Raw genomic sequence first — 12,605 nt, forward strand, 5'->3', positions numbered from 1 at the left:
GAACGTCAGCTCTTGGTGCGGAACTTGTGGATCGCGATCGGCGCCATGACCAAGGTGAGCCCTGCCGTCCAGGCGAGGGTCACCCACAGGCTGTGCGCGACCGGGCCGCCCACCATCAGGCCGCGCGTGGTGTCCGCGAGCGCGGACAGCGGGTTGTAGTCGGTGAAGTTCTGCAGCCAGCCGGGCATGGTCCGGGTCGGCGAGAAGATGGACGAGCCGAACTGCAGGGGCATCAGCACCAGGAAGCCCATCGCCTGCACGGACTGCGCGTTCTTCATCGTCACCCCGAGGACCAGGAAGATCCACATCAGGGACGAGCCGAAGAGGACGGAGAGCCCCACGGAGGCGAACAGACCCGGCCAGTTCGTGATGTCGAAGCCGACCAGCACGCCGACGATCATGAGGATCGTCGTCGCGACGAGCATCCGCATCAGCTCCACCACGATCTTGGCGAAGAGCACGGAGCCCTGGCCGATCGGCAGGGTGCGGAAGCGGTCCATCACCCCCTTCTGGAAGTCCTCGTTGAAGCCGGTGCCGACGGCCGTGGCGATGTTCATCGCCGTCATGGCCATCAGACCGGGCACCACGTACTGCACGTACCTGTCCTGCCCGCCGCCGAGCGACTGCCCGATGGAGCCGCCGAAGACGTACACGAACAGCAGGGTGAAGACGACCGGCATCAGGACGGCGTCGAACATCGACTCCGGGTCCTGACGGATCCACAGCAGGTTGCGGCGGACGAGCGCGCCGATGTGGCGCGCGTGCGCGCGGGGCGAGATGCGGGGGTCGCCCTTCGCGGCGAGGGGGGCTTCGACAACGGCGGTGCTCATGCGGAGACCTCCTCGTAGGCGCGGGCGGGGGCGGCGTCCTGCGGGGCACTGGCCTTGTGGCCGGTGAGGGACAGGAACACCTCGTCCAGGCTGGGCAGTTCGGTGGAGATGGAGCCGATCGTGATGCCGCGCGCGGTGACCGCGCCGACCACGGCGGTGAGCTGTTCGTCGCTGAGGATCGGGACCAGCACGGTGCCGGTCTCGGTGTCCACGACCGAGGCGGCGAGACCGGTGAGCCCCAGCTCGTCGAAGAGGGAGGCCAGCGGGCGCAGCTCCAGCGGGTCCACCGGGCGGATGCGCAGGGTGCGGCCGCCGACCCGGGCCTTCAGCTCGTCGATCCGGCCGCTGGCGATGACCTTGCCGCGGTCGATGACCGTCAGCTCGGAGGCCAGCTGTTCGGCCTCCTCCATGTACTGGGTGGTGAGCAGCACGGTGGCGCCGTCCGCGACCATCCGCTTGACCTCCTTCCACACCTCGTTGCGGGTGCGCGGGTCGAGCCCGGTGGTCGGCTCGTCCAGATAGAGGACGGACGGGTGGCCGATCATGGAGGCGGCGAGGTCGAGACGGCGGCGCATACCGCCGGAGTACGTCGATGCCGGGCGCTTGGCCGCCTCGGTGAGCGAGAAGCGCTCCAGGAGCTCGTCGGCGCGCCGGCGGGCGTCCTTGCGGGGCAGGTCGAGCAGCCGCCCGATCATGTACAGGTTCTCCCAGCCGGGGAGCTTCTCGTCGACCGAGGCGTACTGACCGGTCAGCCCTATCACGCGGCGCAACTGACGGGGCTGCGTGAGCACGTTGTAACCGGCGACGGTGGCCTGGCCGGCGTCGGGGGTGATGAGGGTGGACAGGATACGGACGAGGGTGGTCTTGCCGGCACCGTTGGGACCGAGCACCCCGAGGACGGTTCCCTCGCGGACGTCCAGGTCCACGCCGTCCAGAGCCTTGGTCTCGCCGTAGTGCTTGACCAGCCCCCGCACGGAGACGGCGCTGCGGGCGCCGCTGTCGGGGTTCTTGTCGATTCGCGTCATGCCCATCAAGGTGCCAGCGCCCACCGACAAACCACCTACAGCTCGCCTACAGCGCCGTACGCTCGCCGATATATCGCCGACAGACGTTCGTGCGTATCACCGTGGTGTGCGCGCTGCGCGTACGGCGACAGCCCGCCGACGGGGGAAATCGGCGGGCTGTCTTGGTGCCGCAATGGCTCAGTGGGCCTCAGGCGCTCAGTGGACCGAGTGCTCCTCAAGAGGGAACGTTCCGCCGACGACGTCGTCCGCGAACGCGCGCACCGCGTTGCCCATGACCTCGCGCAGATCGGCGTACTTCTTCACGAACTTCGGCATCCTGCCGCCGGTGAGGCCGAGCATGTCGGTCCACACCAGGACCTGCGCGTCGGTCTCCGGACCCGCGCCGATGCCGACGGTCGGGATGTGCAGGGTGCGCGTGACCTCGGCGGCGAGCTCCGCCGGGACCAGCTCCAGGACGACCGCGAACGCGCCCGCGTCCTGGACCGCCTTGGCGTCGCGCAGCAGCTGCTGGGCGGCTTCCTCGCCGCGGCCCTGGACGCGGTAGCCCATGGAGTTCACGGACTGCGGGGTCAGGCCGATGTGCGCCATCACGGGGATGCCGGACTCCACGAGCAGCTCGATCTGGCGGTGCGAGCGCTCGCCGCCCTCCAGCTTCACCGCGCCGACCCCGGCCTCCTTGACCAGGCGGGTGGCGGAGCGCAGGGCCTGGACGGGGCCCTCCTGGTACGACCCGAAGGGCAGGTCGCCGACGATCAGGGCGCGGCTGGTGCCGCGCACGACTGCGGCGGACAGCATCGTCATCTCGTCGAGGGTGACGGGGACGGTCGTCTCGTACCCCAGGTGGCAGTTGCCCGCCGAGTCGCCGACGAGCATGACCGGGATGCCGGCCTCGTCGAAGACGGACGCGGTCATCGCGTCGTAGGCGGTGAGCATCGGCCACTTCTCGCCGCGCTCCTTGGCTGCGGTGATGTCGCGGACCGTGATGCGGCGGGTGCTCTTGCCTCCGTACAGCGCCTTGCTGCTGTCGGTGGTCGCCCGCGCACCCTCCGCGGGCTGCTTCGGGGCAGCCGAAAGCTGCGTCATCGCAACGGCTCCTTCTGTCATCTCGAGGCGCCCTGACGGCGTCCCCGGATCCCCTACATGGTGGCACCTCGTGCCACCGGGTGCCAGACCGGGTCGAGCGATGTACGTCTCGGGTCCACCCGCGACGGACGTCTCGGGCGGACCGTAGACCCATCTCTTCGTAAGGTCTCTGTAAAGGATTTACGATACGAGACGGTCCCGTATCGAAAATCGCTAGGCTCGGCCCCATGACAACTCCCGCAGCCCACGTCGAACGGCGCGTGCCCGAAGCGGTCCATCGGCGCCGCTGGGCCATTCTCGGCGTGCTCATGCTCAGCCTGTTGATAGTGGTGCTGGACAACTCCATCCTCAACGTCGCGATCAAGACGATCTCGACGCCGGCGCCCACCGGACTCGGCGCCACCCAGAGCGAGCTGGAGTGGGCCATCAACGCCTACACGCTCGTCTTCGCGGGGCTGCTGTTCACCGCGGGCCTCTTCGGCGACCGGTTCGGCCGCAAGAAGGTCCTGCTCGCCGGACTCGCCGTCTTCGGCACCGGCTCCGCGCTGGCCGCGGAGGCCGGCTCGCCCGTCCAGCTCATCGTCTTCCGCGCGCTGATGGGCTTCGGCGCCGCCTTCGTGATGCCCGCCACCCTCGCCGTCCTCATGAACGTCTTCGAGCGCGAGGAGCAGCCCAAGGCCATCGGTATCTGGGCCGGCGGCGTCGGCATCGCCATCGCCATCGGCCCGATCACCGGCGGCGTGCTCCTCGCCCACTTCTGGTGGGGCTCGGTCTTCCTGATCAACGTGCCGATCGTGCTGCTGGCGCTCGGACTGATGTTCTGGCTGGTCCCGGACTCCCGCGACCCGAACCCCGGCCGCATCGACCTCATCGGCGTCGTCCTGTCGGTCATAGGGCTCGTCCTGCTCGTCTACGGCATCATCAAGGGCGGCCAGCTCGCCTCCTTCACCGACGCGGCGGTCCTCGCGACCATTGGCGCCGGAATCGCCGTCCTCGCCTGCTTCGTCATCTACGAGAAGCGCAGCGACCATCCGTCCATCGACATCACCTACTTCAAGAACAAGGTCTTCTCGGCCGCCATCGCAGCCATCGCGCTCGTCTTCTTCGCGATGATGGGCGTGACCTTCTTCTCCGTCTTCTACACCCAGAGCGTGCGGGGCTACTCGCCGCTGAAGACCGGTGTGCTGCTGCTGCCGCTCGCCGCGGCCCAGCTCTTCTTCGCACCGCGCGCCCGCCTCGTCGTCGACCGCTTCGGTAACCGCGCCACGTGCACCGCGGGCCTGGTGCTGCTCGCCGCGATGCTCGGCGCCTTCGCGACCCTGGACGCGGACACGCCCATCTGGCTCCTCGAGGTCATCTTCTTCCTCATGGGCACCGGCATGGCGCACATCATGACCCCGACCAGTGTCGTCATCATGCAGGCCCTGCCGCGCGAGAAGGCCGGCTCCGCCTCCGCCCTGAGCAACGTCTTCCGTCAGGTCGGCGGCGCCCTCGGCATCGCGGTCCTCGGCTCGGTCCTCTCCTCGGCCTACCGCAGCGGGATCGAGGACAAGCTCACCCTCCTGCCGGCCGGCCTGCGGCACACCGCGGGCGAGTCCATCGAGGCCACCCTCGGCGTCGCCGCCAAGCTCGGCCCCCGGGGCGACGCCCTCATCACCCCGGCCAACGACGCCTTCCTGCACGCCATGCACGTCACCGCCCTGTGCGGTGCGAGCATCGCGCTGGTCGGCGCCGTGATCGTGGCCCTGTTCCTGCCGGGCCGCAGTTCGACCCCGCAACAGGGCAAGGAGGAGACGGAGTTGGTGGCCGCCGAGCACTGACAGGGCGCGGCAGGGAGAATTGCGCCAGTACCACCAAGGAAAGGAGCGACACGTGAGCCTCGCGGACAGCCCAGCCAGGCAAGAGGGGTCCCCCCGGGGGCGTCCCCGCAGCGAGGCCGTGGAGCGCTCCATCATCGAGGGCGCGATAAAACTCCTGGAGGACGGCGTCCCCCTCGCGGAGATCTCCATCGAACGCCTGGCCAGGACCGCGGGCGTCGGCAAGGCGACCATCTACCGCCGCTGGAGCGGCAAGGAGGAACTCTTCGTCGACGTCATGCGCGCCACCGAGCCCCCGGACACCGAACTCCCCGGCACCTCGATGCGCGACGACCTGATAGCCCTTCTGGAGCCGCTGCGCCAGCGGGGCCTGGCCAGCCGCTCCTCGGCGCTCCTGCACAACGTCTACGCCCAGATCAAGTCCAGCCCCAAGATCTGGGCCGCGTACCAGGCGATCGTCATCGAACCGCGGCGTCTGACCACCTTCGAGGTCCTGCGCCGTGGACAGCGGGACGGCGAGCTCCGCGACGACGTGGACATCGAGGTCATCAACGACCTCTTCGTCGGACCCATGCTGGTACGCGCCGTCATGCGCCCGGACGCCGAACTTCCCGAGGACCTGGCCGAACAGATCGTCGACACGGTACTCGCGGGACTGCGTCCCGACCGGCCCTAGTTCGTCCTCTCATTCATCGCATTCATCCTCGCATTCATCCTCTCGGCCGATGCGCCGAATGTGCGCGTTTCGTCACAGAGGCCGCGCTCCGCCCCGTATTCGGAACTCCGGACGTCGAGTTGTTCGTCCTCGTGCCCGTACGGCCGTCCCCGGACGGCGAGATCGACGCCGATCATCCCCTAGGGTCGTAGCCGAGGGGCTGACGGTGTGCACGGCAGGTTGTGAGGCGACGGTATGGCGCAGGCGTACGTGACGGAGACGGGCAGCGACGGCTCGGGGCCCGAGCGTCGGGGTCCCCGGCTTCGGCGCCTGCTGGACAAGCTCAGGCGCTCGCTGGGTTCATGGCGCGGCGACCGCGGCATCTGGCGCCGCGGACTGATCCTGGCCGCGCTCGCCCTGATCCTCGCCCTGGTGATGCTGCTGCACGCGCAGATCCCCAACAGGATCGGCAACCTCGGCAGTCTCACCGAGACGTTCCTGCCGTGGCTCGGCATCCTCATCCCCGTCCTGCTGGTTCTCGGCCTCGTACGGAAGTCCGCGACCGCCCTGATCGCCGTCGTGCTGCCCGCGATCGTCTGGCTGAACCTGTTCGGCGGACTGCTCACCGACCGGACCGGTGCCGGCGGCGACCTGACCGTCGCCACGCACAACGTCAACGCGGAGAACCCGGACCCTTCCGGTACCGCCCGTGACGTGGCCGCGTCCGGCGCCGACGTGGTGGCCCTGGAGGAGCTGAAGGCCACGGCGGTCCCCACGTACGAGAAGGCGCTCGCCCCGACGTACAGGTACCACTCCGTGGAGGGCACCGTCGGGCTGTGGAGCAAGTACCCGATGACCGGCACCAAGCCCGTCGACATCAAGCTCGGCTGGACGCGTGCGATGCGCGCCACGGTGACGACCCCGAACGGCCAGGTCGCGGTGTACGTCGCCCATCTGCCCTCGGTCCGGGTGAAGCTGCAGGCCGGGTTCACCGCCCGCCAGCGCGACCGGAGCGCCGACGCGCTCGGCGAGGCGATCGCCGCCGAGTCACTGCAGAAGGTCGTCCTGCTCGGCGACCTCAACGGCACGATGAACGACCGCGCGCTGAACGCCGTCACCTCGCAGATGCGCTCCACCCAGGGCGCGGCGGGCAGCGGCTTCGGGTTCAGCTGGCCCGCGTCGTTCCCGATGGCCCGAATCGACCAGATCATGGTCAAGGGCATCGAGCCGGTGACCTCCTGGACCCTGCCCAGGACCGGTAGCGACCACCTCCCGATCGCCGCCCGGGTCAAGCTCACGGCAACCGGGTCTTAACCTCCTGGAATACTGGGCCTGCGAGACTTTGTTCCACAGGTGAACTTACAGAGCCCGTGCACACCGGTGTGCACGGGCGCGTCCGTGCGCGCGTGCGCCCCAGGCCAACTGGGGCGCACGCCCACGAACCCGGGCTCGTCCCCGCCCGTCCTGTTCTCCTCTTTGCACTCCGCTCCTCTGAAAGGCCCCTCATGCCTCTGGCCCTGCTCGCCCTAGCCGTGGGCGCCTTCGGCATCGGTACCACCGAGTTCGTGATGATGGGCCTGCTGCCCGACGTCGCGGACGACCTCCACATATCCATCCCCAGCGCCGGACACCTCGTCTCGGCCTACGCCCTCGGCGTCGTGATCGGCGCCCCGCTGCTCGCCGCGGCCACCGCCCGGATGTCCCGCCGCAAGGTCCTCATCGCCCTGATGGGGCTCTTCGTGGCCGGCAACGCGCTCTCCGCCTTCGCCCCCGACTACCACTGGCTGCTCGCCGCCCGCTTCGTCAGCGGTCTGCCGCACGGCGCCTTCTTCGGCGTCGGCGCCGTCGTCGCCACCAACCTCGTCGCCCCCGAGCGCAAGGCGCGCTCCGTCTCGCTGATGTTCCTCGGCCTGACCGTCGCGAACATCGCGGGCGTCCCCGTCGCCACCTTCATCGGCCAGCACTTCGGCTGGCGGGCCACCTTCCTCGGCGTGAGCGCGATCGGTCTGGCGGCCATAGCCTCGCTCGCGTTCCTCATCCCGCGCGACCACACGCACGGCCCCACGGGCGGCCTGCGCGGCGAGCTGGCCGCCCTGCGCTCGCTCCCCGTCTGGCTGGCCCTGGGTACGACGGTCGCGGGCTTCGGCGCCCTCTTCTCCGCGTACAGCTACATCACGCCGATGCTCACGGACTCCGCCGGGTACGCCGACTCCAGCGTCACGCTGCTGCTCGCGCTGTTCGGCGTCGGAGCGACGGTCGGCAACCTCGTGGGCGGCCGCCTCGCGGACCACTCCCTGCGCGGCACCCTCTTCGGCGGACTCGTCTCGCTGGTCACGGTCCTCGCCCTCTTCCCCGTCCTCATGAGCGCCCAGTGGAGCGCGGCCGTCGCGGTCACCCTCCTCGGTGCCGCCGCCTTCATCACCGGCTCGCCCCTTCAGCTGATGGTCATGGAGAAGGCCTCCGCGGCGCCGTCCCTGGCGTCCTCCGCCAACCAGGCCGCGTTCAACCTCGCGAACGCCGGCGGTGCGTGGATCGGCGGCATCGCGCTGGCCGCGGGCTTCGGTACGGCGTCGCCCGCGCTGGCGGGGGCTCTGCTCGCCGTCCTCGGCCTCGCGGTCGCCGCGACGGCGTACGCCGTGGACCGCCGTCGCGCCGAGGTCCCCGCCCCCACGCCGGGCCGCCTGGTCGCGACCCACGTCCCCCCGCACCCGGAACACGCGAATCACTGATCTGCCTCGCCCGTAAGCGCCGGACGAGCGCAGGCTTTGAGGGGCGCGGGGAACTGCGCGCCCAGCCCCCACCGGCCCGCAGGCAAGGAACTCGCCCGGGAGTCTGGGGGCGGAGCCCCCAGGTACGGGATGGGACGGGGCGGCGGGGGCGAAAGACCCCCCCCGCCCCCTACGGCGTCACGCGTGCTCGCGCCACCGATTGGTGATCGGAAGCCGCCGGTCCTTCCCGAACCCCTTGGCGGAGATCTTCGTGCCCGGCGGATACTGCCGGCGCTTGTACTCCGCCGTGTCCACCATCCGCAGCGTCTTCACCACCAGCTCCCGGTCGAACCCCGCCGCGACGATCCCGTCCGCGCCCTCGTCCCGGTCCACATACCGCTCGAGGATCGCGTCCAGCACGGGATAGTCGGGGAGGGAGTCCGTGTCGACCTGGTCGGGCCGGAGCTCCGCGCTCGGCGGCTTGGTGATCGAGTTCTCGGGGATCGGCGGGGTCTGCCCCCGCTCGGCCGCCGCCCGGTTGCGCCACTCCGCCAGCCGGAAGATCGACGTCTTGTACACGTCCTTGATGGGCCCGTACGCGCCCACGGAGTCGCCGTACAGCGTCGAATACCCCACCGCCAGCTCGGACTTGTTCCCCGGCGCCAGCACGATGTGCCCCTCCTGGTTGGAGATGGCCATCAGCATCGTGCCCCGCAGACGCGACTGGAGGTTCTCCTCGGCCAGCCCGGTCAGCCCCAGCGACGACATATACGCGTCGAACATCGGCTCGATCGCCACCGTCCGGAAGTTCAGCCCCGTCCGCCGCGCCAGCTCCGCCGCGTCCCCCTTGGAGTGGTCGGAGGAGTACTTCGACGGCATCGACACCCCGTACACGTTCTGCGCGCCCAGCGCGTCGCACGCGATCGCCGCGACCAGCGCCGAGTCGATGCCGCCGGACAGCCCGATCAGCACGGACCGGAACCCGTTCTTCGCGACGTACGCCCGCAGTCCGACGACCAGCGCCGAGTAGACCTCCTCGTCGGCGTCGAGCCGCTCCGCGTACCCGCCGGCGAGCTCCGCCTCGTACGCGGGCAGCGGTTCCTCCGACAGCACCAGCCGCTCGATGCGCAGCCCGTCGTCCACCACACCCGTCACCGGCTCGGCGGCGCCCGCCGGCAGGTCCAGGTCCAGTACGACGCACCCCTCCGCGAACTGCGGCGCCCGTGCGACGACCTCCCCGTCCCGGTCGACCACGATGGAGTCGCCGTCGAAGACCAGCTCGTCCTGTCCGCCGATCATGGCGAGGTAAGCGGTGGTGCAGCCGGCCTCCTGGGCCCGCTTGCGCACCAGTTCGAGGCGGGTGTCGTCCTTGTCGCGCTCGTAGGGAGAGGCGTTGATGGACAGCAGCAGCCCGGCCCCGGCGGACCGGGCCGCCGGCACGCGCCCGCCGTCCTGCCAGAGGTCCTCGCAGATGGCGAGGGCCACGTCGATCCCGTGCACCCGCACGACCGGCATGGTGTCGCCGGGCACGAAGTAGCGGAACTCGTCGAACACGCCGTAGTTCGGGAGGTGGTGCTTGGCGAAGGTCAGCGCCACCCGGCCCGCGTGCAGCACGGCGGCGGCGTTCTGCGGGGCGCCGGCCGGCTGCCCGTACTTCGGCTGGGCGGTCTCGGACCGGTCGAGGTAGCCGACGATCACCGGCAGCTCTCCGAAGCCCTCGTCGGCCAGCCGCGCGGCCAGCGCGCGCAGCGCCGCGCGGGAGGCCTCGACGAAGGACGACCGCAGGGCCAGGTCCTCGACGGGATACCCGGTCAGCACCATCTCGGGGAACGCCACCAGATGCGCTCCCTGCTCGGCGGAGTGCCGGGTCCAACGGACGATCGCCTCGGCGTTGGCGGCGAGATCGCCGACGGTCGAGTCGATCTGATTCAGGGCGAGGCGTAGTTGAGGCACGGGCCCAGTGTAATCGTCAGAGCGACGCAATGGGGTGTGGGGCGCCCCACGTGGAGACGCCCCGGCCTCCGCGCGGCAGTGCGGTGAACGGCGTCGGCTGCCCCCACCGCGCCAGGCTCCTCGTCATCATGCCCGCAACTTACCCCCACGGGGTATCCGGCACCGCCGGGCCGCCGCCCGGAAACGCCGACGCCCGCCCCTCGACGAGGGGCGGGCGCGGTGGAGATGCGACGGAGGACCGTCAGTGACCGTGGTTGGAGCGGTACGACTCGACGTAGCCCGAGGTGGGCGTGCCCACACCGGTGACGTCGTCGTAGCCGCGCACGGCCTTCAGGGAGCTGTCCTTGCCGAGGCTGCGGACGGAGGTGAGCAGACCGCCCGACGCGTCGAAGGAGTTGGCGAAGTCCACGCGCGCCACGGCGAGTTCGGAGCCCGTGGGGGTGTCCGTCACGTCGTGGTAGGCCTTGGAGCCGTACTTCGCGTAGATCGACGGGTTGGCGAAACCGATCGCCTTGCCGCCGCGCGCCTCCTGGGCCAGGGCCTGGACGGCCGCGATCACCGGCGCGGCGAGCGAGGTGCCGCCGATCCGGTACTCGCTGTACTGCTGGGACCCGTCCGGGAAGGTCTGCGTCTGGCCGACCTTGAAACCGGTGTTGGGGTCGGCGACCGCCGCGATGTCCGGCACGGTACGCATGGCCGTCGTGCCGTTGGCCTTGGCGAGCGCGCCGGGCACGACACCCTTCTGGTAGAAGGGCTGCGCCACGGTCTTGCTGGTGCCGCCGCCCGCGCCCGAGGTGAACGCGCCCGGGAAGCCGGTCCAGCTCTTGCCGTCGGCCGCGAGGGCGGCCTTCTCGGTGCCCCAGCCGGTCTCGAACTGGTACTTGTCGCCCTTGCCGACCGCCAGCGACGTACCGCCGACCGCCGTCACCCACGCCGAGTTGGCCGGGGTGTCGACCTGCTTCGTGCCGGTGTTGGCGACCTCGTCACCGTTGTCACCGGAGGAGAAGTAGAAGCCGATGCCCTCGACCGCGCCGAACTGGAAGGTCTGGTCGTAGGCGGCCGCGAGGTCCGGCGTCTGGTTGGCCTCGATGTCGCCCCACGAGTTGGAGACGATGTCGGCCAGGTGGTTGTCGACGATCTTGTTCAGCGAGTCGAGCAGATCGTTGTCGAAGCAGGACGCGGCACCCACGTAGGTGATGCTCGCGTCCGGCGCGACGGCGTGCACGGCCTCGACGTCGAGGGTCTCCTCGCCGTACCAGCCGGCCGCCCCGCACGCCTCGGTCTGCGTGTAGGTGCCGGGCAGCACCTGACGCAGCTGGCTGCTGCTGTACGCCGAGTCACCGTGCTTCTTGGCGTACGTGGCCGCGTCGAACGCGATGGTCGGCGAGGCGTACGCGTCGGTGATGGCGACCCGAACGCCCTTGCCGGTGCGCTTGCCCGCGCCGTAGGCGGCGCGCAGCTGCTTGCCCGTGTAGCCCTGGATCGCGTACGGGATCTTCGTGCCGTACGCGTCCGGCAGGGTGCTCGCGATGTTCGAGCCGAAGTACGAGGAGAACGGCCCGGAGTTCTTGAACACGGCGTCCGGGGGCGGCAGCGTGTCGTCGTGCGTCGCCTTGTGCGGGGCGTTGTCCAGGCCGGTGACGGTCAGGACGGCGCCGTTGAGGGCGGCCGGCGCGGAGGCCGTCTTCGACGGCGCGCGGTAGGTCTTCTTGCCCTTGGCGTAGTTGTGCAGCTGGGTGCCGAACGCCTTCTCGGCGGCGGCCACGTCACCGGTGACGGAGACGTAGTGCTGCGTGGTGCCGGTGACCTTCAGGCCCGCCGACTTCAGCCACGAGGTCACCGCGGCGACCTGCGCCTTGGTGGCACCGAAGCGGGTCTGCGTCTGCTTGGCGCTGAGGTACTTGCCGTACGAGGCCGAGTTCGGGTCGGACACGGCCTTGGCGTACGCGGCCAGACCGGCAGCGTTCCGGCCGGCCAGGTAGACCCGTGCGGAGACCTGGGAGTTGTCGGACGCGGCCCCCTTGTCCGCCTTCGCCGTGGCCCACGCGGGCTTGGTGCCCGTGAGGGTGTCCCGGCTGGGACCGTCCGCGGCGTTGGCCGTGGGTATACCGAGCGCCAGCGCACCGGCGAGCAGTGGCAGTGTCGCTGCCATGCTCACTCCGGCGCGCATGGTGGCGCGATTGGATCTCATAAAACCCCCTGCGATGCGGTTCGTCGCATGTGTGGTCGTTCGTGATGTGCGAAACCGTGTGCCGGAATTGAGGACGCACGGAATGGATCACGCTGGGGTCACTCTGGCGATGAACCGTTCATGCCAGGGGAATGAGAAGGCCAAGGAAACACCAAGTGGCCGCGAATGAAGGGTGTTTGGGACGGTATGACGTCACCCTCGCCCCAGATGATAGGGATATCCCTCGTTTTCTTGTAAAGGGGTTCCCAACTTCTGTGAGCGTATTGCGACATCGGCGGGTTCGTGATTCGCCCCCGGGGCCGATCGCGTCATGAAGGCCGAGTCGACGCCTCACGGGGGTGGC

The 12,605-nt window shown here is 69.9% G+C and carries 9 protein-coding genes; 4 read left to right on the forward strand and 5 right to left on the reverse strand.

The genetic code is table 11. The annotated features are described in order from the left end of the window. Positions 1-5: 5 nt before the first annotated feature. The 3 genes from KVT44_RS02590 to panB form a co-directional block, all read right to left on the reverse strand. The gene (locus KVT44_RS02590; protein ID WP_075026514.1) at positions 6-830 is read right to left on the reverse strand and encodes an ABC transporter permease; all 825 of its coding nucleotides are present in this window, start codon (positions 828-830) and stop codon (positions 6-8) included. After that, positions 827-1,855, reverse strand: coding sequence for an ATP-binding cassette domain-containing protein (locus KVT44_RS02595; RefSeq protein WP_190168568.1), 1,029 nt, complete (start codon positions 1,853-1,855; stop codon positions 827-829). Before KVT44_RS02595 ends, KVT44_RS02590 begins: the two co-directional genes overlap by 4 nt. Before the next feature lie 195 nt (positions 1,856-2,050). Beyond that, positions 2,051-2,938, reverse strand: coding sequence for a 3-methyl-2-oxobutanoate hydroxymethyltransferase (gene panB, locus KVT44_RS02600; protein WP_099923014.1), 888 nt, complete (start codon positions 2,936-2,938; stop codon positions 2,051-2,053). A 227-nt stretch (positions 2,939-3,165) separates the two neighbouring features. On the opposite strand from panB, the gene KVT44_RS02605 reads away from it, so the two are divergent. From KVT44_RS02605 to KVT44_RS02620, 4 genes are all read left to right on the forward strand, one after another. Continuing rightward, the gene (locus KVT44_RS02605; protein WP_190168567.1) at positions 3,166-4,758 is read left to right on the forward strand and encodes an MFS transporter; all 1,593 of its coding nucleotides are present in this window, start codon (positions 3,166-3,168) and stop codon (positions 4,756-4,758) included. Positions 4,759-4,810: 52 nt separating this feature from the next. Beyond that, positions 4,811-5,431 carry a TetR/AcrR family transcriptional regulator gene (locus tag KVT44_RS02610; protein ID WP_075026511.1) on the forward strand — a complete coding sequence of 207 codons (621 nt, stop codon included), beginning with the start codon at positions 4,811-4,813 and terminating at the stop codon, positions 5,429-5,431. A 234-nt stretch (positions 5,432-5,665) separates the two neighbouring features. Beyond that, positions 5,666-6,724, forward strand: a complete 1,059-nt coding sequence (locus KVT44_RS02615) for an endonuclease/exonuclease/phosphatase family protein (protein ID WP_190168566.1) — start codon at positions 5,666-5,668, stop codon at positions 6,722-6,724. A 191-nt stretch (positions 6,725-6,915) separates the two neighbouring features. Next, a complete protein-coding gene (locus KVT44_RS02620) occupies positions 6,916-8,139 on the forward strand; it encodes an MFS transporter (protein ID WP_217565905.1) in 1,224 nt (407 codons plus the stop codon). A 177-nt stretch (positions 8,140-8,316) separates the two neighbouring features. Here KVT44_RS02620 and KVT44_RS02625 read toward each other — a convergent pair whose 3' ends face one another. Next, the gene (locus KVT44_RS02625) at positions 8,317-10,071 is read right to left on the reverse strand and encodes an NAD+ synthase (protein ID WP_217565906.1); all 1,755 of its coding nucleotides are present in this window, start codon (positions 10,069-10,071) and stop codon (positions 8,317-8,319) included. A 241-nt stretch (positions 10,072-10,312) separates the two neighbouring features. Then, entirely contained in the window at positions 10,313-12,223 is a 1,911-nt protein-coding gene (locus tag KVT44_RS02630) for a protease pro-enzyme activation domain-containing protein (RefSeq protein WP_180293025.1), read from the reverse strand. Between the last annotated feature and the right edge of the window lie 382 nt (positions 12,224-12,605).

The sequence above is a fragment of the Streptomyces sp. GbtcB7 genome (assembly GCF_019091445.1).
GTDB lineage: Bacteria > Actinomycetota > Actinomycetes > Streptomycetales > Streptomycetaceae > Streptomyces > Streptomyces mirabilis.

What these genes read in the sequence shown, in the direction of transcription:
- KVT44_RS02615 (WP_190168566.1), top strand. Translation starts at nt 5,666, where the DNA reads ATGGCGCAGGCGTACGTGACGGAGACGGGCAGCGACGGCTCGGGGCCC.
- KVT44_RS02620 (WP_217565905.1), top strand. Translation starts at nt 6,916, where the DNA reads ATGCCTCTGGCCCTGCTCGCCCTAGCCGTGGGCGCCTTCGGCATCGGT.
- KVT44_RS02590 (WP_075026514.1), bottom strand. Translation starts at nt 830, where the DNA reads ATGAGCACCGCCGTTGTCGAAGCCCCCCTCGCCGCGAAGGGCGACCCC.
- KVT44_RS02630 (WP_180293025.1), bottom strand. Translation starts at nt 12,223, where the DNA reads ATGGCAGCGACACTGCCACTGCTCGCCGGTGCGCTGGCGCTCGGTATA.
- KVT44_RS02605 (WP_190168567.1), top strand. Translation starts at nt 3,166, where the DNA reads ATGACAACTCCCGCAGCCCACGTCGAACGGCGCGTGCCCGAAGCGGTC.
- panB (WP_099923014.1), bottom strand. Translation starts at nt 2,938, where the DNA reads ATGACGCAGCTTTCGGCTGCCCCGAAGCAGCCCGCGGAGGGTGCGCGG.
- KVT44_RS02595 (WP_190168568.1), bottom strand. Translation starts at nt 1,855, where the DNA reads ATGACGCGAATCGACAAGAACCCCGACAGCGGCGCCCGCAGCGCCGTC.